Source organism: Streptomyces nanhaiensis (assembly GCF_046614825.1).
GTDB classification, from domain to species: domain Bacteria; phylum Actinomycetota; class Actinomycetes; order Streptomycetales; family Streptomycetaceae; genus Streptomyces; species Streptomyces radiopugnans.
The window spans coordinates 1-24,655 of record NZ_JBKJFM010000025.1 but is presented as its reverse complement, the minus strand read 5'-3'; the positions used below and the strand labels follow the sequence as shown (position 1 = coordinate 24,655).

The following is a 24,655-nucleotide window of genomic DNA, read 5'->3' as shown; positions in this document are numbered from 1 at the left end:
GCCAACACCCGGTGAAACGGGCGGATTTGGCCGCATCAGCCCGGGATGCCTGGCGGCATCCTCCTCGTGCAGCAGGAGAGTTCCGAGTGCACAATCGTTTCCGTACGGCCCTCGCGGCCGCGACCGTGGCGGCCCTGACCGGCGGCCTGATGGCCGCCACCGCCGGTTCGGCCGCCGCCGAAGGCGACCGCCCGACCGCCGACTTCAACGGCGACGGCTTCCGCGACCTCGCCGTCTCGGCCCCCTTCGCCACCGTCAACGGGCAGGCGAGGGCCGGTCAGGTCGTGGTGCTCTACGGCTCCGCCGCGGGCATCACCACCAGCTCCAAGCGGACCCTCATCAGCCAGGACAGCCCCGGGGTGCCCGGCGCGTCCGAGACCGGCGACGGCTTCGGCCACGACACCACCGCGGCCGACTTCAACAACGACGGCTTCACCGACCTCGCCGTCGGCACCCCGCGCGAGAAGGTCGGCGACGACGTCAACGGCGGCACGGTGCAGATCATCTGGGGCTCCGCCTCGGGCCTGTACGGGGGCACCACCGTCCCCGACCCCTCCCCGGGCTCCCACGACCGCTTCGGCTACGTGCTGGACGCCGCCGACTACGACGGCGACGACCTGGCCGACCTGGCCGTCGGCACCAGCTCCTCCTACGTCCGCGTCTTCCGCGGCGGCTTCGGCAAGGGCAAGGGGGAGTACGGCGGCGCCTACGGCGTCCGCCCCGCCATCCTCAGCGGAGCGGACACCGGCCCGATGAACCTCCACTCCGGCGACGTCAACGGCGACGACATCGCCGATCTGGTCGTGGACGGCTACGAGAGGGACGCAACCGACGGCGGCGACTACCACTGGAACGCCAACTACTACGTCCCCGGCTCCGCCTCCGGCCTGACCGCGAGCGGCCAGCAGAAGCTCCCCGCCGGTCTGATCACCGACATCGGCGACGTCAACAGCGACGGCTTCGGCGACATCGTCATCGGCATGGACTTCGACGCGGACTCCGGCGTCCCCGGCAGCCGCACCGGCGGCCTGGTCAACGTCCTCCACGGCTCCCCCTCCGGCCCGAACGGCGCCCGCCGGTCCTTCACCCAGGACTCCCCCGGCGTCCCCGGCGGCTCGGAGCGGTACGACGGCTTCGGCGCCGAGCTGGACCTGGGCGACGTCAACGGCGACGGCCACCTCGACCTCGCCGTCGGCACACCCGGCGAGTCCCTGGGCGAGGCGAAGTACACCGGCGCGGTCGTCGTCCTGTACGGCGCGTCGGACGGCTCCGGCCTCACCGGCGCCGGCTCCCAGCTCATCCACCAGGACTCCCCCGGCGTCCCCGGCGGCAACGAGACCGAGGACCAGTTCGGCAGCGACGTCCACCTCGCCGACATGAACGACGACGGCCTGGCGGACCTGACGGTCGGCGCCCTGGGCGAGAACAACGGCAACGGCGCGGTCACCGCGCTCCGTTCCGACGGGACGCGGATCGCCGGCGGCGGCTACTTCCTCTCCGTCAGCAGGGTGGGCGTCTCCTCGGCCGGCACCCCGCTGTTCGGCGTCAACTTCGCCGGCTGACGCCTTCCGCACCGCTTCCACGACCGCTTGCGCGCACACCCCCGTGGGGCCCGGCCCGCCGGCCGGGCCCCACGGGGCGTCCCGTGTCCCCTCCCCCGGGCGTCCCCCCGGCCCGTCCTCACGGCGCCTCCCCCCGGACAGCCCCACCCCCGCCCCGGGGCCTCCCCTACGGGGGTCCCCCAGGGGATGTCACAGCTCGGCGGCAATGCGCGCCCCTCCGCCCGGACCGCGGCACCACGTCCGGCGGAACACGGTACGTTCGAAGGCGTGGCTGGATTCAGGATGGGACACGGCCGGGATCCCCGGAACGCACGACAGCAAGGGCACCGCCCCCCGCAGCAGGCTCCCGGCACGTACGGGCAGCCGCCGTACGCGCCTCCCGCGCAGCCGGGGCAGCAGCCCGTACAGCCCGGTCAGCCCGGTCAGCCCGGTCAGCAGCCCGGGCACACCCTGTGGCGGCAGGGCGGCGGGGGCCACGGCGAGCCGGAGTACTTCGGCGACCCGGGCCACGGCGGCCACCACCCCGGGCACGGCGGCCATGTGCGCCCGGCCTCGCACGATCCCGCCAACAACCCCGGGCACACCCAGATGTTCAGCTTCGGCGAGGCCCCCGACCACGGCCACGCCCCGCAGCAGGGGCACCCGGCCGGCGACGGCTACACCGCCGGCGGCACCTACGCGGCGGGGCAGCCGCCCGCTGCGCCCTCCGGCCCCCGGCTGCACTGGAAGCAGCTGCTGAGCGGCATCGTGCTGCGCCCCGACGCCACCTTCTGGCAGATGCGCGACCACTCGGTGTGGGGCCCGGCGCTCATCGTCACCTTCGTCTACGGTCTGCTCGCCGTCTTCGGCTTCGACCAGGCCCGCGAGGACGCGATCAACTCCACGCTCTCCAGCGCGATCCCGTTCGTGCTGATCACCGGTGTGGCCGTCGTCGTCTCAGCCCTGCTGATGGGCGTGGTCACCCACACCATGGCCCGCCAGCTCGGCGGCGAGGGCCTGTGGGCACCGACGGTCGGCCTGTCCATGCTGATCATGTCGATCACGGACGCCCCGCGACTGCTGCTGGCGATGTTCCTGGGCGGCAGCGCCACGGTGGTCCAGGTCGTCGGCTGGATCACCCTGCTCGCGGCGGGCGCGCTGCTCACCTCGATGGTCCGCCGCTCGCACGACCTGCCCTGGCCGAAGGCGCTGGGCGCCTCCGCGATCCAACTGGTCGCGCTGCTGGCGCTGTTCAAGCTCGGCACGCTGTAGGGCGCGGCGGGTAAGGCCGCACATGCGCCCGCACGTGAAAGGGGGCCCGCGCACCGGCGCGGGCCCCCTTTCGCATGTCAGGAGTCGAGGACCTGCCCCTCCCGCCGCACGACCGGCGGTTCCACGCTCCACGGGAAGTCGATCCAGCGGTCGGTGTGCTTCCACACGTACTCGCACTTCACCAGCGACCGCGGCTTCTCGTAGACCACCGCTGACCGCACCTCGGCCACGTGCGCGGCGCAGAAGTCGTGCACCAGCCTGAGCGTCCTGCCGCTGTCGGCGACGTCGTCGGCGACCAGGACCCTCTTCTCGCTCAGGTCGACGACGTTGGGCACCGGCGGCAGCATGACCGGCATCTCCAGCGTCGTGCCGACGCCGGTGTAGAACTCCACGTTCATCACGTGCAGGTTCTTCACGTCCAGCGCGTAACCGAGCCCTCCGGCGACGAACAGCCCGCCGCGCGCGATGGACAGGATCATGTCCGGCTCGTAGCCGTCGTCCGCGACGGCCTGCGCCAGCTCCCGGACCGCCTGCCCGAACAGCTCGTAGGTCAGGTTCTCCCGCTCGTCGCCCATGCGTCTCTCCTCGCTCCTCGTTCCCCGCCCGGACCGCCCGGGTTCCCGGGCGGTCCGCCGCTCAGACCTGCGTGCGGTGGAAGTTCAGGTAGGACCGCGAGGGCGTCGGGCCGCGCTGGCCCTGGTAGCGGGAGCCGTAGCGGGCGGATCCGTAGGGGTGCTCGGCCGGCGAGGAGAGGCGGAACATGCACAGCTGCCCGATCTTCATCCCGGGCCAGAGCTTGATCGGCAGCGTCGCCACGTTCGACAGCTCCAGCGTCACGTGCCCGGAGAAGCCGGGGTCGATGAAGCCGGCCGTGGAGTGCGTCAGCAGGCCCAGCCGTCCCAGCGAGCTCTTGCCCTCCAGCCGGGAGGCGATGTCGTCGGGCAGGGTGACCACCTCGTAGGTGGAGGCCAGCACGAACTCCCCCGGGTGGAGGATGAACGGCTCGTCCCCCTCCGGCTCGATCAGCCGCGTCAGGTCCGACTGCTCGACCGCGGGGTCGATGTGGGGGTAGCGGTGGTTCTCGAACACCCGGAAGAAGCGGTCCAGCCGCACGTCGATGCTGGACGGCTGCACCATCGCCGGGTCGTACGGATCGATCCTCACCCGCCCGGAGTCGACCTCGGCCCGGATGTCCTTGTCTGAGAGAAGCACGACGCCGAGCGTACAGACCGCGGGCCCGGCGCCTGCGCACCGGGCCCGCGTGCCCTCACCCGTCACGGCCGCTCACCGCGGCCGCCCCGGCACCTCGGCGTCTCAGCGCCTCACGACCTCCATGCCCGCCACGGCCTGCCGCGCCACCGGCACCGCCTGCCTCAGCCGCGCGCACCGCGGACACCGCAGCAGCCGGCCCGGGCCGATCCGGCCGCTGCCGAGGTTCTGCATCGGGAACGTCGAGGTGCTGAACACATGCCCATCGGCACACTGAACGACGGTGGACTCCATCGCCTGCCTCTCCCCACTACGTGAACGACCAAAGCCACATTAGGGGATCAATCGGCCTGCCTCGCGCCCGGCGCTCCGCTCCCACCGTACGCCCCAACTCCCCTCCCCCGCTTCCCGGAAACCCGCCCGTCACACGCCCCGGGGACACGACGAAAAGGACCCCGCGGCTGTGCGCCGGGGGCCTGGGATGGGGTACAGTGTGCGTCGACGAGCGACGTGATCGTCCGCTCCTCGCGGGTGTAGTTTAATGGTAGAACATGAGCTTCCCAAGCTCAGAGCGCGGGTTCGATTCCCGTCACCCGCTCCATGACGAAGGCCCAGGTCAGCGACCTGGGCCTTGTTCGTTGTCCGGACCCCCAGGGCTCGCCGGGCCGGCGCCGGGCCGGGACCCCGGCCCGGCGCAAAAGACACGGTGCGGCGGCGCTCCGCCCGGCTCGTTCCGCCCCGGAGGACGGGCGGCGGCGGGGGGCCGGGGCACCCGATCTCGCCACGGACGCGCCGGGCCGCTCCGGGAAAGGCTAAGGGCAGCGGCACGCGGAAGCGGAACACGAGGCTCCTACAGCGCTTTCGCGCCGATGTTGCGACTTTCCCGCACGGGCGCGCGACGCTCGAAGGAACGTTTCGCTGCATGTGCCCTGTGCTTGTGCGCTTGCACGGTACCTGGCTTGTTACGAGAGGTGTGGAACGGGTGTTCGCGGGTACGCACGTAGGCCATGACGACGCGTGTGTGAGTATCCGAATGTCGCGGCTGGTTTTCGGGTCCCTCTCCAGGGGCTTCTCACAGGGGGAAAGATGGGCGCACACGCGCTGCGGGAAGGTCGGGCCGTCGTGTCCGCGGAACTGCCGGAGGCGCCGGGCACGGAGTCACCGCCCGCAGAAGCGGCCGCAGCCGCTCCTCCGGCGCACCGCCTCCGGCCCGTGATGCCACGCGGTACCCCGGAACAGCGGGCGGCATGACCGTCCGGGTTCCCTGAGCGGACCGTCAGCGCCGACGGTGTACGACCCCGCGTTCGTTCCGCCCTCTTCCGTGTCCCCGACGCCGAGGGCACGGGCGCACCGAACCGCCAGAACGGCTGTGGCCCGGGCCCGGCGCTACGCGCGGAGCTTCGCGCCGGGAACGGTTCCGCCACCGGCACGCGGACACGGCGGGCCGGTCCGGCTCCACTCGTTGCGCGCGTCCGCCGACAGGCCGCTACGGTGCGGGCCGGGCGGCGGGCACAAGCGCCGGCCCCCTCCCCGCGTCCGAACGGATCCGCCCCGGCCCGGCGCACGGCAAGTCGTCAAGGTCACCAACACCCCGTCAGAGAAGGGTTCGACCAATGCCCCAGAGCACCGGTACCGGCACGCTGGACCGAGCGGCAGCCGACATCCATGACGCGGATGTCTTCAGCGATCTCCTCTTCGGACATCTGCCGAGGGCCGACCAACGCCAGTGGGCGCGCGCCTACATGCGAGGCCTGCTCTTCACCCAGGGCAGGAAGTCGATGCGGCGCCTCGCGGAATCCGTCTCCAGCTCGCCGACGGCCTGGTACTCACTCCAGCAGTTCGTCAGCGGCAGTTCGTGGAAGTGGGAGCCCTCCCGTACCGAGCTGGCCCGGTGGGTGGAGCGCCGGGCGTCCGTCCGCGCATGGACCGTCGCGTTCGCCGTCTCGCCCAAGCGGGGCGGCAGATCCGCCTGCGTGCACCGAAGATTCGTCCCCTCCACCGGGCGCACGGTCAACTGCCAGCTGGGTACCGCCCTGTTCCTCTCCTGCCCCGGGGCCAACCTCCCCGTCGACTGGCGCCTCTACATGCCCTCCGAGTGGGGGGAGGAGGAGGCACTGCGGAGGGGGGCCCGCATCCCCGGGGACGTGATGCCGCAGCCGCTGTGGAAGGACTCCCTGGACCTCGTCGAGAAGATGCTGACCGTCACCTCCGGCCCTCCCGCGCCGGTCGTCGCTGACCTGAGCGACACCGACGACGTCGGACCGGCCGTCGCGCGTCTGGAGGCGATGGGATGCGGTTTCGTCGTCGCCGTGCGCCCGGGCACCAAGTTGGTGGCCGAGCGGCGGCCCGACGTCCAGCGGCTCCACCCCGCGCGCCCGCGGGAGACCGTGCACACCGCGGACGAGTTGCTGGGATCGCGCCACGACCGGCACCACTACACGGCCACCGTCATGGGCCCCGAGGGGGTGTTCCGGCACGTCCCGGTGCTCTCGGCGCTGTTCCGGCTCTCCGGGCAGCGTTTGTACGGTACCGACCGGGGTGTCTACCGCCTGTTCACCCAGCCCGTCCCGGAGGGCCGGGGCACGGGGCTGCTGTGGATGACGAACCTGACGCACCGGCGGCTGGACGAGCTGCTGGAGCTGGCGCTGCTGCACACCAGTGCCACGAACACCGTCAACTGCCTGGACAGCCGGTTCGAGCTGCTGGACTTCGCCGGCCGGTCCTTCCCCGGCTGGCACCACCACATGACGCTCGCCTCCGCCGCGTACGCCTACGCCCGGCTGGCCCAGCCCGGCGAGCTGCCGGTGGCTCCTGTGCGGGAGACGCACGATTACGCCCGGACGGGGGTATAGAGCGGGGACGGGGCCCGGCACCGGGCCTCGCGCCGCACCGGCGGGCGACGTTTTTGGCAAGTCGGCCCGCCGGCCGGCCCGGCCTTTGGGAAAAACCGCTGTACACGGGACCGGGCACCGCGCGGCGGCAGCCGGAAATCACCGAACTCTCCACGATCTCGCGGCTCTCGTTCCGTTCCGGTACGCCCGCCGGATACTGTTTCCACATGACCGGACCGAAAGCTCGGATCACCAAGGCAGTCATTCCGGCTGCCGGACTAGGCACACGGTTCCTGCCGGCCACGAAAGCCACTCCGAAGGAAATGCTCCCCGTAGTGGACAAGCCGGCCATTCAATATGTCGTCGAGGAGGCGGTGTCCGCCGGCATGACGGACATCCTCATGGTGACCGGGCGCAACAAGCGCCCGCTGGAGGACCACTTCGACCGCAGCTTCGAACTCGAGGAAGCCCTGCGGCGGAAGAACGACATGACCCGGCTGTCCCAGGTCCGGCTCTCCAACGGCCTGGCGGACATCCACTACCTGCGTCAGGGAGATCCGCAGGGGCTGGGCCACGCGGTGCTGCGTGCCGCCTCGCACGTCGGCGACGAGCCGTTCGCGGTGCTGCTGGGGGACGACCTGATCGACCCGCGCGATGTACTGCTCGAACGCATGGCCGGGGTTCGGCACCGGTACGGCGGCAGCGTCGTGGCACTGATGGAGGTGGCCCCGGAGCTGACCGGGCTCTACGGTTGCGCTGCCGTGGCCGCGGCGGACGAGGCCGGGGTGGTGCGGGTCACCGATCTGGTGGAGAAGCCGCCCGCGGGCCTCGCGCCGAGCAACTACGCCGTCATCGGACGTTACCTGCTGGATCCCGGCGTGTTCGACGTGCTGCGCCGAACCGGCCCCGGGCACGGGGGAGAGATCCAGCTCACGGACGCGCTCCGCGAGATGGCCGGCAGCGGTACGGCGGGACCGGTGCACGGGGTGGTGTTCACCGGCCGCCGGTACGACACCGGGGACCGGGCCGACTACCTGCGGACCATCGTCCGCCTCGCCTGGGACCGCGAGGACCTCGGTCCGGAGTTCCGGGACTGGCTGCAGGAATTCGTGGGCGACAGGAGTCCCGCGGCGGCCGGCGCCTGACACCGCCGTCCTGTTGCACCGGAATTTCCGCTCGGTTTCTCCCGCTCGCATCCGTCCGAATAATTTTCCGGCCGGGTCGCGCACCGTGCCGAATTCCCCGGTCGGCCGGGGCTTCCCGCGTCCGTCCGAAACACCTGACCGCACCGCTGTACCGCATTCGCAAAAAAGCACCGCATTCTGCACGAGAGGAAGCCCGCTGATGGACCTCGAAATCTCCGGCAAGGTGTACATCGTCACCGGAGCGTCCGCCGGGATCGGGGAGGCCACCGCCCGGCTGCTGGCCGCCGAGGGCGCCAGTGTGGTCGGGGTGGCCAGGAACACCGGGCCCGTCGACGCGCTGGACGACGGCGGCGGCCGGGTGACCTCCGTGCGCGCCGACGTCACCGATCCCGACGCCGCCGAGCGGGTCACCCGTGCGGCACTGGAGCGGTACGGCCGTATCGACGGCCTGGTGAACAACGTCGGCGGGCTCTCCTCCCGCGGAGGCTTCCTGCACGTCACCGACGAGCACTGGAAGGAGACCTTCGAACTCAACTTCCACTCGCTGGTGCGGATGACGAAGGCCGTCCTGCCCGTGCTGATCGAGCAGGGTTCGGGGAGCCTGGTCCATCTCGCCAGCGAGGCGGCCCGGTTCCCCGACGCGCCGCTGGTCGACTACGCGGCGACGAAGACGGCGCTGCTCTCGGTCTCCAAGTCGCTGACGGCGGAGTTCGGTCCGCTGGGCATCCGCTCCAACATCGTGTCGCCGGGGCCGACCCGGACCGCGCTGTTCGACGCTCCCGGCGGTTTCGCCGAGCAGCTCGGGGAGCGGTACGGCATGTCTCCCGACGACGCGGTGGACCACTTCATCCGGGAGGAGCGCCGACTGCCCAGCGGGCGGATCGGCCGGCCCGAGGACGTGGCCCGGGTGATCGCCTACCTGCTCTCCCCCCTGGCCCGGCAGGTCACCGGCGCCGAATGGGCCGTCGACGGCGGCGCCCTGCGACAGATCTGACCCCCCCCCCAACCCCGCGGCAGGCCCCGCGCGACGCACGCCACACCGCGTCCCGCGCGGGGCGGTCGCCCGGCCTTCCGGGAAAGGAGCCCCTGTGCCAGCGGCACTCCTCGCGCTCGCCCTCGGTGCCTTCGGCATCGGCACCACCGAGTTCGTGATCGTAGGACTGCTCCCCGAACTGGCGGACGACCTGTCCGTGTCCATCCCGAGTGCCGGGATGCTGGTCACCGGATACGCCCTCGGGGTGGTGGTCGGCGCCCCGCTGATGACGGCCGCGGGGAACAGGCTGCCGCGCAAGACCATGCTGCTGCTGCTCATGGGGGTCTTCGTCGCCGGCAACGCGCTCTGCGCGCTGGCCCCCGGGTACGGCGTGCTGATGGCCGGCCGTCTGGTCGCGGCGCTGTGCCACGGGGCGTTCTTCGGCGTCGGTTCCGTCGTCGCGGCCGGCCTGGTGGCCCCGGAACGCAGGGCGAGCGCCGTCGCGCTGATGTTCACCGGGCTGACCCTCGCCAACGTCCTGGGCGTGCCCCTGGGCACGATGCTCGGGCAGCAATTCGGCTGGCGTTCCACCTTCTGGGCGGTCACGGCGCTGGGGGCGGCCGGGATGCTGGGCATCACCGCACTCGTACCGCGCCAGGCCCGCGACACCGGGAAGGGCCTGCGCGCGGAGCTGGCGGTGTTCCGGCTCCCCCAGGTGTGGCTGGCACTGACCATGACGACGCTGGGCTTCGCCGGGGTCTTCGCCTCGTTCACCTACCTGGCGCCGATGATGACCGGCCTGGCCGGCTTCTCCGCCTCGGCGGTCTCCTGGCTGCTCGTCCTGTTCGGCCTGGGGCTGACCGTCGGGAACGTGGTCGGCGGCCGGGCCGCCGACCGGGCGCTGATGCCCACCCTCTACCTGGTGCTGGGCTCGCTGACCCTGGTGCTGGCGGTGTTCGCCTTCACCTCGGGCAACCGGATCACGGCGGCGGTGACCATCGCGGTCTTCGGCGCGGTGGGCTTCGCCACCGTCCCGCCGCTCCAGATGCGCGTCATGCAGAAGGCCCAGGGCGCGCCCGCCCTGGCGTCGGCGGCCAACATCGCCGCCTTCAACCTCGGCAACGCCCTGGGCGCTTCGCTCAGCGGTGCCGCCATCGACCACGGACTGGGCTACACCGCGCCGAACTGGATCGGTGCGGGCCTGGCCGCGACCGGCCTCGGTGTCGCCCTGTTCTCCGGGGCGCTCGACCGGCGGTCGGCGCTCCGTCCGCGCTCCGTGCCGGGACCGGCCGTCCCGGAGCTCTCCGACCGGGAACAGCCCGGTCGTCACGACGACCATGCGAGGTACTCATGACGGACAGACCCCCGAACCGGCGCTCCGTGCTGGCCGGTGGCGCGACCCTCGTCGGCGGCGCCACCGTGGCGGCCACCGGGCTCGCCACCGCGGCGGCCCCGCCCGCCAGGGCCGCCGGCCGCACGACCGGCGCCGGCGCGGTCATCGGGCCGGACGACCCCCGGTACGAGCTGCTGACCACGGGCAACAACCAGCGGTACGTCTCGCGCCCCGACTACATCAGGATGATCCGCTCCGCCAAGGAGGCCGAGGACGCCCTGCGCACGGCCTTCCGGGCCGGCAAGCGGGTCTCCGTCCGCAGCGGCGGCCACTGCTTCGCCGATCTGGTCTGCAACCCCGAGGTCGAGGTCATCCTCGACTTCTCCGAGATGACGGACGTGGACTACGACCCGCGGATGCGTGCCTTCCGCGTCGAGTCGGGAGCCCGGCTGCTGAACGTCTACGAGGCCCTCTACAAGGGCTGGGGCGTGACGATACCCGGCGGCATCTGCTACAGCGTCGGCACGGGCGGCCACATCAGCGGCGGCGGCTACGGTCTGCTCTCGCGCGCCCACGGACTCGTGGTGGACCACCTGTACGCGGTCGAGGTCGTCACCATCGACGAGCGGGGCCGGGTGCGCACCGTCGTCGCCACCCGGGAGGAGGACGACCCGAACCAGGATCTGTGGTGGGCACACGCGGGCGGGGGCGGGGGCAACTTCGGCCTGGTCACGTGCTACTGGTTCCGGTCCCCCGACGCCTTCGGCCGCAAGCCCGGCGACCAGCTGGTCTCCCCGCCCTCCAGCGTCCTGGTCAGCGCCGTCGACCTGCCCTGGTCCGAGATAACCGAGGCGTCCTTCACCCGGCTGCTGAAGAACTTCGGGGCCTGGCACGAGGCGAACAGTGCGCCGGACTCCGAGTACCGGCACCTGTCCAGCCTGTTCAACGTCAACTCCAAGGCGCACGGCAGCCTGAGCGTCTTCACCCAGGTCGACGCGACCGTGCCGGGGGCGCGTCGGCTCCTGGACGACTACCTCTCGGCGCTCACGGCGGGCACGGGCGTCGCCCCCCGCGCGATGGAGAAGGCCTCCGGCGAGATCGGGTACATGCCCAACCTCGCGGAGCCGCGCGAGATGCCGTGGCTCAAGGCGACGCGCATGGTCGGCACCAACAACCCGACGATCACCGACCCCATGTCACGAGCGGCGCACAAGTCCGGCTACATGCGGGAGAACTTCTCCGACCACCAGATAGCCGCGCTGTACAAGTACATGACCCGCCCGGACTTCCACAACCCCGACACCATGCTGGTGCTGTTCTCCTTCGGTGGCCGGGTCAACGCGGTCGCACCGGACGCCACGGCCAACGCCCAGCGCGACTCGGTCTTCAAGATGACCTTCCAGACGTTCTGGCCGGACGAGCGGGACGACCAGTTCTACATGGACTGGATCCGGGACCTCTACGAGGAGTTCTTCGCCGAGACCGGAGGCGTCCCGGAGATCAACGGGCGCACCGACGGCTGCTACATCAACTACGCCGACAGCGACATGGCCGACCCGCGCTACAACCGCTCGGGCACGCCCTGGCACACGCTCTACTACAAGGACAACTACCCCAGGCTGCGGCAGGTCAAGCGGCGCTGGGACCCGGGCAACTTCTTCCGCCACTCCCTGTCCGTGGAGCCCGCGAAGCGCTGACCACGCGCACCGGCGGGCACCGGACCGACCCCTGCGCCGGCGCCCGCCGCCCCGATCGCACCGTTTCCGCTCAATCGCCCGTTCCCACGAGGAAAGAGACGTCATGCGGACCGTCGCCATCGTTCTGGGCACCCGCCCCGAAGCCATCAAGCTCGCCCTCCCGATACGGGCCCTCCAGGAGGACCCCCGCTTCGACCCCGTCGTCATCTCCACCGGACAGCACCGGCAGATGCTGGACGACACCCTCAGGGCCTTCGGCCTCAAGCCGGACATCGACCTCGCGGTCATGGCCCCCCGTCAGACCCTCCCGCAGACCACGTACCGCTCCCTGCACCGGCTGGAGGAGGAGCTCAGGAACATCCGCTGCGAGGCGCTGCTCGTGCACGGTGACACCGCCAGCACTCTGGCGGGCGCGCTGGCCGGCTTCCACCACCAGATCCCCGTCGTGCACGTCGAGGCCGGATTACGCAGCGGCCACCTCCACTCGCCCTTTCCCGAGGAGGGCAACCGCCGGCTGGTGGCCCAGATATCCGCCCTCCACCTGGCCCCCACGCCGGGCAACAAGGCGAACCTGATGCGTGAGGGCGTGTCCGAGGAGTCGATCGTCGTCACCGGCAACACCGTCATCGACGCCCTGCAGTGGGCCGGTGGCCAGGAGGAGAGCTTCGGCGACCCGGCCCTGGAGGATCTGCGCACCGACCCCCGCCGGGTCGTCGTCGCCTCGGCGCACCGCCGTGACGCCTGGCCCCGGCTGCCCCAGATCGCGCAGGCCTTCGCGGACATCGCCGACGAGCCGGACGTCCGCGTGGTCGTACCGCTGCACCGCAACCCGTCCGTACGGGAGGCGATGCTGCCCTGGATCGGCGGCCACCCGAACATCACGGTCGTCGACCCGCTGCCCTACCTGAGCTTCTGCCGGCTCGTCCGCCGCGCCGACATCCTGCTCTCCGACAGCAGCGGCGTACAGGAGGAGGGGCCGGCCCTCGGCAAGCCCACGCTGGTCATCAGCGACGTCACGGAGCGGTCCGAGGCGGTCGCGGCGGGCACCGCGCGCCTGGTCGGCACCCGTCACGCGGGCATCGTCGAGGAGACCTTGCGGCTGCTGCGCGACCCGGAGGCCCACCGGCTGATGGCGACGGCAGCCAACCCCTACGGGGACGGCCAGGCCACCCGGCGCACCGTGGAAGCGCTGGCGCACTTCTTCGGGGACGGCCCGCCCGCGGTGCCCTTCGTCCCCGGAGGGACCGCCGCCGACCTCACTGTGGAGATGGCATGAACACGACATCCATGACCGCGGCGCGGGGGACCCTCAACGCCTCTCGCCGGCTGGACCTCGGCGGGGAGCGCGTCACCGCCGAGGTGGTCTCCGACGTGCGGGACCTGTACCTCGACGGCCCCGCGATCGTCGTCAACACCGGGATGACGGACGCTCTCGCCGGCGAGTCCCCGCGCAAGCCGATCCCGCCGCTGAGCTCGTCCCTGCTGAGCGATACGCACGTCGCCCGCGCCGACACCCTGGTGGTGCTGCGCACCGCCGCGGGGGACGGCTCCGCCGCCGGGATCACCGGCGAACCCGGCTGGAGCCTGCTGGGCGACCTCCTCGAGGATGGCGCCGACACCACCGGCGGCCGGCCCTTCGACCGGAGCACGCCGCTGTGGAAGGGACCGCAGGAAACCGTCGGGCGGGTGCGCCTCGACCCCGCGCACCTGCTGCGGGAGACCCCGGAACCGGCCCGCGAGGACCTCTTCGAGGTCCGCGTCAACCTGTGGTTCGCCCCCGCGGGCACGGACTGCTTCATCCACAACCGCCATGACTTCATCGAGGTCCACACCCAGGTCTCCGGGCACGGGCGGATGCAGAAGTTCAGGGAGCAGGACCACCGCACGCTCTACGAGGACGTGCCGATGAGTCCGGGCTACACCACGCCGGATCCTTTCTGCGCCCCCCGGCCGGACGGCTCCTTCCACTACCCCTGGCACCAGTACCGGGCGGACACCGACTGCGTCTGGCTGGCCGTCGAATACCACCGCGTCGCCCCGTCGACCGACGAGAGATGAGGACCGCCATGACCGACCGCCCCTCCCTGCGCAAGCCGAAGTTCGTCCCCGAGCTGGTCGCCGACCAGCTGCGCGACGGCTACTGGCTGGAGGCACCCGACATCGACGGCGACGGCCGCCCCGACCTGTTCGGGTACGGCCTCCGCCTCGGGGAGATCTACTGGTACCAGAACGACGGCTCCTGGACCCGCCGGCTGGCGGCCGACAAGTTCCGCATGCCGGTCGGCGCGGACTTCGCCGACATCACCGGCAACGGCGTCGCCGACATCATCTTCTGCCACGAGCTGTACGGGCCGATCGGCACGATCGTCGACCCCGACACCGAGGGCGGGAAGATCACCTGGCTGGAGAACAACGGCAGCCCGGACAAGGACCCCTCCCGCTGGAAGCAGCACTACGTGGGCCGGGCCACCGGAATGCACCGGCTCAGGGCCGGACACTTCACCCAGACCGAGCGGCTGGAGATCATCGGGCTGCCGATCGTGGCCAAGGAGGACGTGCACGCCGTCCTGCCGGTGGTGATGTTCACCCAGCCCGACGACGTGCACGGGGCCGAGGAATGGCCGATGACCGTCATCGACGACAGCAGCTTCCGCATGATCCACGGAGCGGAGAAGAAGGCGGGCCTCGTCCCCGGTTCCGATCTGGACTCGCTGCTGCTCGCCTCCGACGAGGGCGTCACCTGGCTCCACTACGACACCGGCCGGCGCGAGTGGGTCAGCGAGCTCATCGGAACCGGGGAGCTGACCCAGTTCGAGCAGACCGGCTTCCGGGGCAGCGGCGACCTCAACGCCGGGCGGCTCGGAGACGACCCCATGGCCTACGTCGCCGCGCTGGAGCCCTTCCACGGCAACACGGTGGCGGTCTACACCAGGACCGGCGACCCGGCGGACGGGAGTTCCGGCTGGCACCGCACCCTGCTGGACGTCTACGGGGACCCCAACGAGAACGGCGAGGGCCCGGGCCACCAGATCGTCTGCGCCGACTTCGACGGCGACGGCGACGACGAGTTCCTCGTGGCCCTGCGCGGCCCGTGGCCCTGGCAGGGGGTCATCTACTACAAGGCCGTCGACCCGGCGAACGGCGTCTGGGCCAAGTGGCGCGTGTCGGACGAGTCCGTGGCCCGCATCGCCACGGCCGACTTCAACGGCGACGGCCGGCTCGACTTCGCCACCATCGCCTACTCGGTCCAGAACTACTACGTGGCCAAGGACGCCAAGGTCATGGTCTACCGCAACGAGACCGTCCAGGCGGACGGCAAGTAAACCGCCGTTCCGGGCCCGGGGCGGGCGGCCCACGCGCCGCCCGCCCCGGACCCCACCGGCATTCGGAAAAAGGAGTGGTGTTCCATGTCGTCGGCAAGTCCGACCAGCGGTGCCGTACGGGGCGGCCAGGGGACGAGACGGAGCAATCTGCCGTCCCTGACCGGGCTGCGTTTCTTCGCGGCGCTGCTGGTCTTCTTCTTCCACACCTCGCTGTCCAACTCCCCCATACCGCCCAACGACCCCATCAACCCGTTCGCCGACGAGGGCATCGCCGCGACCTACGAGAAGCTGCTGCTGAACACCGGTTACATAGGCGTCTCCTTCTTCTTCGTCCTCTCCGGCTTCGTCCTGGCCTGGTCCTCCCGCCCCGGGCAGCGGATGACGGCCTTCTGGCGCCGCCGGGTGACCAAGCTCTTCCCCAACCACCTGGTGGTGTTCGCGGCCTCGCTGGTGCTCTTCGCCGGCTCGGCGATCGCCTCGGTGGGGCACTGGCTGCCCAACCTCTTCATGGTGCACAGCTTCTTCCCGCAGCCGGACATCAACCTCAGCATGAACCCGCCCAGTTGGTCGCTCAGCAGCGAGCTGCTGTTCTACCTGCTCTTCCCGCTGCTGATCGTGCCGATCCGCAGGATCAGGGAGGGCGCGCTGTGGGCCTGGGCCGCCGCCATGGTCGCCGGCACCGTGCTCGTCCAGCTCGTCTCGATGCATCTGGTGCCCGCCACCCCCAAGTCGGCGATCACCCCCATATCGGACATGCAGTTCTGGTTCGGCTACCTCTTCCCGCCCGGCCGCCTCTTCGAGTTCGTCCTCGGCGTGCTGCTGGCCCGGATCGTGCTCGCGGGCCGGTGGCCGGGCTGGGCCACCACCCCGTTCGCCCTGTTCCTCACCGCCCTGGGCTACGGGGCCGGCTTCATGGTGCCGTTCGAGTACACCTTCGTCGTCGCGACGATCGTGCCGATCGGCGCCCTGATCGGGGCCGTGGCGGTCTCGGACTCCCGCGGCGACAGCTCCTGGCTGAGCAGCCGGACGATGGTCTGGCTGGGTGAGGTGTCCTTCGGCTTCTACCTGGTGCAGGGAGTGACGATCTTCTACCTGCGCTCGCTGATGGACGGCGCCACCTACGGCGTCCTGGGTTCACTGCTCGTCATCGCCGGTTTCTTCGCCGTGAGCCTGGCGGCCGGCGCGCTGCTCCACCACTACGTGGAGATGCCCGCGATGCGGCGCTTCAGCCGGAGCAGGAAGGAGATGCGGGGGTCGGCGGGCGCCGGACGGCCCACGGCCACCGGGACCGCCGGCGAGCCCGTGGTGCCGGCGCAGGGGGCGAGGTCCCCGGAGCCGGGCGCCGGGAAGCCCGGCAGCCCCACCGTGCCGGTCCCCTGACGGGACCGCCGGTCCGCCGGCGCCTTCCGGAGTCCGCGATCGCGGACTCCGGAAGGCGCCGGCGGCGCTTCACACACCGGCGGCGGCCTCCACCGGCACCGCCGCGGCGTGCTCGGCGAGCAGGCGGTACGAGCGCAGCCGGTCCTCGGGGTCGCAGGTGAGGGTGTTCACCATGATCTCCTCCACCCCGTGCTCCTCCGCCAGCCGGACCAGCCGTGCGTGGACCTGGTCCGGAGTGCCCCAGACCAGGCTGCGGCCGCGGACGGCGGCGCGCTCCGCCTCCAGGGCCGTCCACCGGTGGTTGCGCGCGGCCCGGGGTGTGGGCAGCGGCAGGTCGTCGCCCAGATCCTTGCGGGACCGCCACAGCAGTATGCTCTGGGCCAGTGCCTCGGCCTCGGCCTCGCTCTCCGCCGTCACCGCGCGGACCGCCAGCACCCCGGCGCCGGGCGCCGGGCCGCCGCCGTCCGGCACGACCGACTCCCGGTACGCGGTCAGGGCAGCCGTCGCGGGCCCGGGGTTGAGGAAGTGGGCGAAGGCGAAATCCGTCCCCAGCCGTCCCGCCAGGTGCGCCGAGCCCAGGCCGGCCCCCAGCAGCCACATCCGCGGCGGCACGGCGGGCGCCACTCCGGGCAGCCCCAGGCCCTCGCCGCCCATGCCGAGCATCCGGCGCAGGAGGAGGACGCGCTCCGGATAGTCCTCGGCCGGGCCGCCGGCGCGGCCGAGCCCCATGTCCACCCGGCCCGGGTACAGGGACGCCAGGACGCCGAAGACCTCGGCCACCTTCCCCGGCGTGTAGCGGGGCAGCAGCACCCCGCCCGTTCCGACCGTGATGCGCTCGGTGCGCGCCAGGAGCACCGCGGCCAGGATCTCCGGCGCGGTGCCGGCGAAGCCCGGCGAGCCGTGGTGTTCCGCGACCCAGAAGCGGGCGAATCCCAGCTCCTCCGCCAGCCGGGCGAGGTCGACGGACGAGCTCAGCGCGTCGGCGTGCGAGAAGCCCTCGCCCACCGGCGACTGGTCCAGGACCGACAGTCGCGTTCTCATGATGGATTCCTTCCGATTCGAACGGGCCCCGGTCGCGGTGCCGGGGCCTCCCGCCGGGCGCGGCGCCCGGCGGGAGGGGCGGTGTGCGGGGGCACCGGCTCGGGGTCAGGCCCCGCGGACGGTGGCGGGGACGATCCGGTAGTCGCGCTGGAAGACCAGGTTGTGCAGGTCGGCGGCGGCGATGGCGCGCAGCACCGGCACCTCGGCCGCTGCCTGCTCCGGGGTGAACACGTTCAGCGGCCACTCCTGCACCGTCGCGCCCCGCAGGTGCGGGTGGTGGAAGGAACGCCCGTAGTGCGCCACGAGCGTGATGGGCATGATGCCCGTCTCCCGCTGCTCGGCCCACGACAGGGTCCAGACGGCGGCCAGCCCGGTGTCGGCGGACCGCTGCACCCCGCTGGCCTCGATCTTCCCGCCGCCGTCGAGCAGCGCGGTGTCGAACTCCTCCAGCACCGCGACGGCGTGCGGGTGGAGAAGCTCGACCGCCCGCCTGAAGTGCCGTTCCTTGCCTGCCCGGGAGACCGTGTCGCCGTCGGTTCCGTGGGTTCCGTCGCGCAGGTCCCCGAAGTGCCTCTTCAGAGCCTCGATGTGCGGGGGCTCGGTTGTCCGCGTGTTCTCGGTCATTGCCGTCCTTTCAGGGTCCGGAGGGGCCGGGCACGTGCTGTGCCAGGTGGAGGCGGAGGACCGTGCCCAGCCACTGGCGGACGGACAGGCCCTCCCCGGCGGGCACCGAGTCCCGCAGGATCGCGGCGTGCGGGGTCCTGGTGAACGTGCGCAGCATCACCTCGTTGCCCGCCTCGTCCAGCCGCCGGGCGTACGCGACGACGTCGTCGAGCACTGGGTCGAGATCACCGACGGCGATGATCGCCGGAGCCAGACCGTCGAACCGGTCGGCCTCCAGCGGTGTGCTGGGAAGCCGCTCGCCGCGCCGGTGCGTCACCGGCCGGTCGCCCCGGTACATCCGCCACGCCGCCAGCATCCGCGACACCGGCGGGAAGGCGTCTGGCATACGGGTGTAGGACGGGGCCGAGCAGGACGGGTCGAGCGGCGGGTAGGCGAGCACCTGGGCGGCCAGCGGTTCGCCGCGGTCGCGCCAGACCAGGGCCGCCGAGGCGGCCAGCGTCCCGCCCGCGCTGTCGCCCCCCACCGACAGCGCGGGGGTGGCGTCCTCACGGGCGGCCAGGTCCCGGGCCCAGCCCATGACGGTGAGCACGTCCTCCAGCTGCGCCGGATGCCGGTGGGCGGGGGCGACCCGGTAACCGACGCTGACCACCGTGCACCTGGAGACGCGCGCCAACTCGGCGCTCGTCTCGTGCCACTGCTCGACGGAGGCCGCCTGCCAGCTGCCGCCCGGCGCCCAGACCAGCCAGCCGTACCGGAAGGGCTCCGGCCGGTAGAGCCGGACCGGGACGGTGTGCGTGCCGGCGGGGACGCGCAGTTCCTCCCAGCGAACCTCGTGGGAGCGCGGTACGTCGCAGTCGTGCATCTAAGGACTTCCTCCTGTGGGAAGCGCCGGCCGGCCGGTGCCCGCCCGGCCGGCCGCGCGAGGGGTCACTGTGCGCTGTCCTGCGCGGGTTTGCGGAGGAACAGCACGGCCGCGACCACTCCGACGAGCACGATGGCGGCGTTCACGCCGACGGCCACCTTCAGTCCGCCGAGGATGCCCGCGGCACCCGCGCCGGTGATGGAGGCGGTCGCGATGGCGCTCATGATCGGCGTGCCCATCGTGATACCGACCTGCTGGGTCATGGTCGCCAGGCCGGTGGCGAGGCCCTGCTCGTGGTCGGGGAGGCCCGTCGTCGCGGTGATCATGAAGCCCACGATCACCAGCATGTTGCCCACGCCTCCGGCGAAGGTGGCCAGCAGCAGCAGCCACATCCACGACCGGTCGTCCCCGAGGCCGAGGAGCGCCGCGGTGGCGACGGTCTGCAGCAGGCCGCCGGCGATCAGCGTCGACCGGGTGCCGATCCGCCCGACGACCCGCGGGGCGATGGACCCGCCGATGACCGTTCCGATGCCCAGCACGCCGAACGACAGGCCGGCGGAGAGCGGGGAGAAGTCCAGGACCTTCTGGAGGTAGAGGGTCATCAGGAAGACCAGGGAGGTCTCGGTGAGGAAGGCGATCAGACCGGCGACGTTGCCCCAGGCCACGTTGCGCCGGCGCAGCACCCCCACCGGCACCAGCGGGGAGGCCGTCCTGCTCTCGACGGCGTAGAAGAGCAGCAGCAGCGCCACGCCAACGGCGAGGGACGCCAGGGCGACGGGCGCGGTCCAGCCGTGCTCACCGGCCTGGGTGAGACCGAAGACGACGGCCAGCAGGCCGAGCGTGACGGTGATGGCGCCGGGCAGGTCCAGCTTCGGGCGGCCCTCCGGGCGCGACTCCTTGATCACCACCACCGCGGCGACCAGCACGACGGCGACCACCGGCACGTTGATGAAGAAGGCCCAGCGCCAGGAGAGCAGGTCCGTCAGCAGACCGCCGAGGATGGCGCCGGTGGTGAACCCGGCAGACATGAGCGCTCCGTTGAGCCCCAGCGCCTTGTCCCGCAGCGGCCCCTCGGGGAAGGACGTGGTCAGCAGCGACAGGCCCGCCGGCGTCACCGCGGCCGTCGCCAGCCCCTGGAAGATCCGCGCCACGATGAGCAGTTCGGGCGAGGTCGCCAGACCGCCCAGCAGCGACGCCGCGCCCAGGACCAGCAGACCGCCCAGGAACAGCCGCCTGCGGCCGAACAGGTCCGCGATACGCCCGAACAGCAGCGTGAAGCCGGCCGCGCACAGTGCGAAGGACGTCGCGATCCACTGGAGGTTCGCCAGCTTGAAGCCCAGACCCTCGCCGATGACCGGCAGCGCCACGTTCAGGATGGAGAAGTCCACGGCCAGCATGAACTGCGCGGCCAGCAGGATCACCAGCACCAGCCGCAGGCGGGGGGTGAGCCGTGTGGGAGGCGGCTCCTCGGCCGGTCTCACATCGGCCGTGTCGATGACGCTCATCGGGGGATTCCCTTCTCTTGTCTCGCGCGTTCGTCGCGAAGAGAGCCTCGCCGGGACGCGGCACCCCAGCCAGAACCCGCTCGAGACCAGCACCGCGCAGGGTGGTCACGACAGGACCACCCTCGGCCGCGACACGGGTCGTCCGGCACGGGCATCATGGAGACCGCAGCCGCCGACCCGAGGGGTGCCGATGAGCGCGTCGTCCGAACTGGGAGACTTCCTGAGGAACCGCCGCGGCGACCTCCGCCCGGAGGACGTCGGCCTCCTGCGGCACACGGGCCGGCGCCGTGTGCCGGGGCTGCGCCGCGAGGAGCTGGCGATGCTCGCCGGCGTCAGCGTCACCCACTACACCCGGCTGGAGCAGGGGCGTGCGACGACCGCCTCGGACTCCGTCCTGGACGCGATCGCCCGGGCGCTGCGGCTGACCGACGACGAGACCGCCCACCTGAAGGACCTGGCCCGCCCCGCGGCCCCCCGGCGCGCCCCCGCCGCACCGCGGGCGGAGTACGTGAGCGCGTCGGCCCGCCAGCTGCTGTCCGCCATGACGGCGGTCCCCGCCCTGGTGCTGGACCGCCGCAACGACATCCTCGCCTGGAACCGGCTGGGCCACACCCTGCTGGCCGGGCACCTGGACGCCAAGGGGCCGGACAACCCGAGCGCCCGTCCCAACCTCACCCAGCTGCTCTTCCTCGACGAGAACTTCCGCACCCTGTACGCCGACTGGCACGAGGAGGCCCAGCTCGCGGTCGCCTCGCTGCGCCTGGTGGCCGGGCGCCACCCCGACGACCGCCGGCTGGCCGAACTCGTCGGGCACCTCGTGATGCGGAGTCCCGACTTCGCCTCCCGGTGGGCCAGGCACCCGGTGCGCACCTGCACCTCGGGCGTCAAGCACTTCCGCCACCCCGTGGTCGGCGCCATGGAACTCGCCTTCGAGAACCTCCACATCCCCGGCGACTCGGGGCAGCGCATGATCGCCTACAGCGCCGAGCCCGGCTCACCGTCCGACGCGGCCCTGCGGCTCCTGGACAGCGCCACCGCGCCCGGGGCGGGGGTGCCTCAGAGCATGGCGGAGAGCGAGTTCCGCGGCGTGTGAGGACGCCCGGCGAGGAAGGTTTCCCGGCCCGCCGTTTCCTCCCCTGGGCGGCGGGCCGGGTGCTTCACCCTCCGGTACGGCGGGCCCCCGGCGCGCGGCCGGGCTCCGGTCGACGGGTGCCCAGTGGAATCGTGGGAGCGGTCAGGGCAGTTCGGGGCGTACGAGAGCCCGGGCGATCGGTTCTCCGGTGCGTGCCGCGCAGGACATCCGCTCCCGCACCTCGCGAAGGGTGCGCGGCCGGTAGCCGGGTCCGCCGCAGCAGCTCTTGTGGAAGTGGACCCCCGCGTTCACCAGCACCGTGAGCACCCGCCACCCCTCGTCGTCCCGCCTCCGGGGCGCCGCGAAGGCCGACCCGACGTGGACCAGTCCCTTGCCGCAGCGCGGACACCGCCGTTCGTGGTCATCGGGGTAGGGCTGCTTGCAGGAGGCCCGGCACGGCAGGCAGACGTACGAGGTCTTCGCGTGTCCCATGCGGTCAGCGTAGGCCCGCCGCCGGTCCGGCCCGGCCGGATTCACGGGGCGGCCCGTGCACCCGGCCGGGCCGGACGGGAGCGTGACGGCGAGCGCTCACGGCGTCAGCCGCCGTCGGAGGACGGGGGGTCGGAGGGGTCGAGGCGGCGCAGGACGCGGCGCAGGGAGCGGGCGCGGTCGCTGCCGCCGGGGACTTCGGCGAGGCGGGTGCGCAGGCGGCGCACGAGGCCGACGGGGACGGAGTCCGTGTCCGCGGCCGTGCCGCTCAGCAGGCGGTCGGTGGTGTTGGCGCACCAGTACAGGAGGAAGGGCAGCTCCTCGCGGGCGGCAGCGTCCAGCAGCACCTCCAGCTTCGCCGGGTCCGGTTCGGTGTAGAGGCGGGCGAGGGCGGCCAGGCGCTCGCCGGGCTTCTCGGACGCCAGCATGGCGTCGGTGTCGAAGCCGGGTACGCGCGGCGCCACCTTCAGCATCTCGCCGAAGATCCGCTCCTGGCGCGCGGTGCGCAGGGAACTGCTCGGCATCCGCTCGCGCACCTGCGCGTACTCGGTGACGAGCCGTTCGAGGGCGCCGGCCGCCCAGGAGGCGTCGTCCTCCGTTCCCCGCCGGTCCTCCAGGTCGGGGCCGTTGGCCGCGGCGAGGGCCACGCGGGCGGTGGCCGCCGCCCCGTCCACCTGCTGGTCCAGGCGCGTGGCGCGCTCCTCCGCCGCGCCGATGCGCTCCTCCAGCCGCCGGTACTCCAGCCGTGCGCCGCCCGGCAGTTCGATGCTGTGGAACAGGTCGCCCAGCCACGGCACCAGGGCGATCACGAGCAGCGCGACCGCCGTGCTGTCGATGCTCAGTTCGGGGAACAGCACGTGGACGAGTGCCAGCGCCGTCGCCGCACAGGTGACGGCCGCCCCCGTCCAGCGCCTGCGGCGTACGAGGCCGCGCTCGGTGTCCCCTGCGTCGCTCCCCCTGGACATGGCGTCCAGGATGGCAGGGCGCCGGTGCCGCTGTCAGGCGTCCCGGGAACTCTCCCGGGAGCGGTCCTGGGGGTACCAGCGCAGTTCGACGGTGTTGCCGTCCGGGTCGAGGACGTAGACGGACTGGGCGGTGCCGCGCGCCCCGAAGCGGGGGCCGGGGCCGTCCACCACGGTGAGGGCGCCGGAGTCCACGACCTCCTGCCAGTCGAGCGGTTCGACGACCAGGCAGATGTGGTCCACGTTGGAGCCGTCGCGAGGGCCGGCGACCAGGTCGATGATGGTCGTGTCGCTCACCCGCACCGACGGGAACGGCGCCTTCCCCGCGCGCCACTCCTCCACTCGCACCGGTTCCAGGCCCAGCGGGCCGCAGTAGAAGCCGAGGGACCGTTCGACGTCCTCGACGTTGAGCACCAGGTGGTCGAAGGCGATGACGCGCACGGCGGTCTCCTCAACGGGCTTTCGGGGGCGAGCGGTCGGCGACCGGGAGTGTCCGCCACGCTATCCGCCGGGGAGCGCGGGGGGTATCGGCCGCTGGTCCTGCGTCCGCGGAACGAGTGGCGGGGCGCCGCGAGCCGGGCGGCGTACGGCGCGCGGTTCACGCCTCCGGCTCGGAGGGCGCCCGGCGGCGCAGCGCCGACTTGACCGTGTCGACCACGAGCCGGGCCGCGACGCCCACCAGCAGCAGGCCGCCGGCCATCTGGACCATCACGATGATCCGGGCCGTCTGGGAGCGGGCCGTGATGTCGCCGTAGCCGACGGTGGCGAACGTCGTGAGCGCGAAGTACAGGGCGTCGGTGCGGGTGAGGGGTTCGGTGAAGCTGCCCGGCTCGGCCCTCTCCAGCAGGTGGTAGACGGTCGCGAACAGCAGCAGGAACAGCAGCAGTACGCTCACCAGCGCCTCGGCGGCCCGCAGGATCGGGCGGGGGGAGTGCTCGATCTCGCGGATCTCCCAGAGGAACAGGGCGAGGACGGCGAGCAGCCCCAGGACGAGGATGACGGCCGTGCCGCCGGTGAACTCCTCGTCCACGGGCAGCAGGTAGTACGCCACCAGGAGCGCCGAGGCGATGAAGGCCAGCCGCGCCGCCGCGATCACCGCGGGGACGCCGTGGGCGGCACGGGCGCCGCGGACGCCCTCCCAGCTGTCCGGGGGCGGCCGGTGGGGCGGGTCGGGTGGCGGCACGTGCGTCTCCCGGTGGTTCGGTCGCGGCCCGCGGGGTTCCGGCGGGCGCTAGGGCTGCGGTGGGCACGGGGCTTCGGCGGGGGGGGAAGGGGGACAAAGTCAGGGGGGGGGGGGCCGGGCGGGGGGGGGGGGGGGAACGGGGGCGGAGACGGGGACACGGGCAGGGGGCACGAGCGGGACGCGACCGGGTCTGCGGGTGATCGGCTACCCTGA

General features: G+C 72.4%; 23 protein-coding genes and 1 tRNA gene. 13 read left to right on the top strand and 11 right to left on the bottom strand.

Annotated features, from left to right (window positions below):
• The first annotated feature begins 86 nt into the window (after nt 1–86).
• Both ACLIYP_RS09180 and ACLIYP_RS09175 read left to right on the top strand, forming a co-directional pair.
• On the top strand, nt 87–1,562 hold the full coding sequence (locus ACLIYP_RS09180; protein ID WP_412712638.1) for an FG-GAP-like repeat-containing protein: 1,476 nt from the start codon (nt 87–89) through the stop codon (nt 1,560–1,562).
• 186 nt (nt 1,563–1,748) lie between these two features.
• A complete protein-coding gene (locus tag ACLIYP_RS09175) occupies nt 1,749–2,813 on the top strand; it encodes a Yip1 family protein (RefSeq protein WP_412712637.1) in 1,065 nt (354 codons plus the stop codon).
• Between the two features lie 77 nt (nt 2,814–2,890).
• Here the strand turns inward: ACLIYP_RS09175 and ACLIYP_RS09170 are convergent, their stop codons facing one another.
• The 3 genes from ACLIYP_RS09170 to ACLIYP_RS09160 form a co-directional block, all read right to left on the bottom strand.
• On the bottom strand, nt 2,891–3,388 hold the full coding sequence (locus ACLIYP_RS09170) for a phosphoribosyltransferase (protein WP_412712636.1): 498 nt from the start codon (nt 3,386–3,388) through the stop codon (nt 2,891–2,893).
• 61 nt (nt 3,389–3,449) lie between these two features.
• Nucleotides 3,450–4,025 carry a dCTP deaminase gene (gene dcd / locus ACLIYP_RS09165; RefSeq protein WP_093657735.1) on the bottom strand — a complete coding sequence of 192 codons (576 nt, stop codon included), beginning with the start codon at nt 4,023–4,025 and terminating at the stop codon, nt 3,450–3,452.
• A gap of 102 nt (nt 4,026–4,127) precedes the next feature.
• Nucleotides 4,128–4,316 (bottom strand): hypothetical protein, encoded by a 189-nt coding sequence (locus ACLIYP_RS09160; protein ID WP_412712635.1) that lies wholly within the window; start codon nt 4,314–4,316, stop codon nt 4,128–4,130.
• Between the two features lie 233 nt (nt 4,317–4,549).
• Here ACLIYP_RS09160 and ACLIYP_RS09155 point away from each other — a divergent pair.
• The 10 genes from ACLIYP_RS09155 to ACLIYP_RS09110 all read left to right on the top strand — a co-directional run bounded on the left by ACLIYP_RS09155 (nt 4,550) and on the right by ACLIYP_RS09110 (nt 16,704).
• Nucleotides 4,550–4,623 (top strand) — tRNA-Gly (locus tag ACLIYP_RS09155).
• 1,012 nt (nt 4,624–5,635) lie between these two features.
• Nucleotides 5,636–6,874: an IS701 family transposase gene (locus ACLIYP_RS09150; protein WP_412712634.1), complete on the top strand. Its 1,239-nt coding sequence runs from the start codon at nt 5,636–5,638 to the stop codon at nt 6,872–6,874.
• Nucleotides 6,875–7,080: 206 nt separating this feature from the next.
• Nucleotides 7,081–7,998, top strand: coding sequence for a UTP--glucose-1-phosphate uridylyltransferase (locus tag ACLIYP_RS09145; protein WP_412712633.1), 918 nt, complete (start codon nt 7,081–7,083; stop codon nt 7,996–7,998).
• Nucleotides 7,999–8,197: 199 nt separating this feature from the next.
• On the top strand, nt 8,198–8,992 hold the full coding sequence (locus ACLIYP_RS09140; RefSeq protein ID WP_412712632.1) for an SDR family NAD(P)-dependent oxidoreductase: 795 nt from the start codon (nt 8,198–8,200) through the stop codon (nt 8,990–8,992).
• A 94-nt stretch (nt 8,993–9,086) separates the two neighbouring features.
• The gene (locus tag ACLIYP_RS09135) at nt 9,087–10,325 is read left to right on the top strand and encodes an MFS transporter (RefSeq protein WP_412712631.1); all 1,239 of its coding nucleotides are present in this window, start codon (nt 9,087–9,089) and stop codon (nt 10,323–10,325) included.
• Complete coding sequence (locus ACLIYP_RS09130) at nt 10,322–12,001, top strand: FAD-binding oxidoreductase (RefSeq protein ID WP_412712630.1); 1,680 nt, start codon at nt 10,322–10,324, stop codon at nt 11,999–12,001. Before ACLIYP_RS09135 ends, ACLIYP_RS09130 begins: the two co-directional genes overlap by 4 nt.
• 103 nt (nt 12,002–12,104) lie before the next feature.
• Nucleotides 12,105–13,277 (top strand): non-hydrolyzing UDP-N-acetylglucosamine 2-epimerase, encoded by a 1,173-nt coding sequence (gene wecB / locus ACLIYP_RS09125; protein WP_412712629.1) that lies wholly within the window; start codon nt 12,105–12,107, stop codon nt 13,275–13,277.
• Entirely contained in the window at nt 13,274–14,059 is a 786-nt protein-coding gene (locus ACLIYP_RS09120) for a hypothetical protein (RefSeq protein ID WP_412712628.1), read from the top strand. The genes wecB and ACLIYP_RS09120 overlap by 4 nt, the downstream gene beginning before the upstream one ends.
• Before the next feature lie 8 nt (nt 14,060–14,067).
• Complete coding sequence (locus tag ACLIYP_RS09115) at nt 14,068–15,324, top strand: FG-GAP repeat domain-containing protein (RefSeq protein ID WP_412712627.1); 1,257 nt, start codon at nt 14,068–14,070, stop codon at nt 15,322–15,324.
• 84 nt (nt 15,325–15,408) lie between these two features.
• Nucleotides 15,409–16,704: an acyltransferase family protein gene (locus ACLIYP_RS09110; protein WP_412712626.1), complete on the top strand. Its 1,296-nt coding sequence runs from the start codon at nt 15,409–15,411 to the stop codon at nt 16,702–16,704.
• A gap of 69 nt (nt 16,705–16,773) precedes the next feature.
• Here the strand turns inward: ACLIYP_RS09110 and ACLIYP_RS09105 are convergent, their stop codons facing one another.
• The 4 genes from ACLIYP_RS09105 to ACLIYP_RS09090 form a co-directional block, all read right to left on the bottom strand.
• Complete coding sequence (locus ACLIYP_RS09105) at nt 16,774–17,745, bottom strand: MsnO8 family LLM class oxidoreductase (RefSeq protein WP_412712625.1); 972 nt, start codon at nt 17,743–17,745, stop codon at nt 16,774–16,776.
• Between the two features lie 105 nt (nt 17,746–17,850).
• A complete protein-coding gene (locus ACLIYP_RS09100) occupies nt 17,851–18,369 on the bottom strand; it encodes a hypothetical protein (protein ID WP_412712624.1) in 519 nt (172 codons plus the stop codon).
• Nucleotides 18,370–18,379: 10 nt separating this feature from the next.
• Nucleotides 18,380–19,231, bottom strand: a complete 852-nt coding sequence (locus ACLIYP_RS09095; protein ID WP_412712623.1) for an alpha/beta hydrolase — start codon at nt 19,229–19,231, stop codon at nt 18,380–18,382.
• A 65-nt stretch (nt 19,232–19,296) separates the two neighbouring features.
• Nucleotides 19,297–20,736: an MFS transporter gene (locus tag ACLIYP_RS09090; RefSeq protein WP_412712622.1), complete on the bottom strand. Its 1,440-nt coding sequence runs from the start codon at nt 20,734–20,736 to the stop codon at nt 19,297–19,299.
• 190 nt (nt 20,737–20,926) lie between these two features.
• Here ACLIYP_RS09090 and ACLIYP_RS09085 point away from each other — a divergent pair, with 190 nt between their 5' ends.
• Entirely contained in the window at nt 20,927–21,829 is a 903-nt protein-coding gene (locus tag ACLIYP_RS09085) for a helix-turn-helix domain-containing protein (RefSeq protein WP_412712621.1), read from the top strand.
• Between the two features lie 141 nt (nt 21,830–21,970).
• On the opposite strand, the gene ACLIYP_RS09080 is transcribed toward ACLIYP_RS09085, so the two are convergent.
• From ACLIYP_RS09080 to ACLIYP_RS09065, 4 genes are all read right to left on the bottom strand, one after another.
• Nucleotides 21,971–22,300, bottom strand: coding sequence for a deoxyxylulose-5-phosphate synthase (locus ACLIYP_RS09080; protein ID WP_412712620.1), 330 nt, complete (start codon nt 22,298–22,300; stop codon nt 21,971–21,973).
• A 104-nt stretch (nt 22,301–22,404) separates the two neighbouring features.
• Nucleotides 22,405–23,262, bottom strand: a complete 858-nt coding sequence (locus ACLIYP_RS09075) for a hypothetical protein (RefSeq protein WP_412712619.1) — start codon at nt 23,260–23,262, stop codon at nt 22,405–22,407.
• Nucleotides 23,263–23,295: 33 nt separating this feature from the next.
• Nucleotides 23,296–23,700: a VOC family protein gene (locus ACLIYP_RS09070; protein ID WP_412712618.1), complete on the bottom strand. Its 405-nt coding sequence runs from the start codon at nt 23,698–23,700 to the stop codon at nt 23,296–23,298.
• Nucleotides 23,701–23,857: 157 nt separating this feature from the next.
• A complete protein-coding gene (locus ACLIYP_RS09065) occupies nt 23,858–24,442 on the bottom strand; it encodes a potassium channel family protein (RefSeq protein ID WP_412712617.1) in 585 nt (194 codons plus the stop codon).
• Nucleotides 24,443–24,655 lie beyond the last annotated feature (213 nt).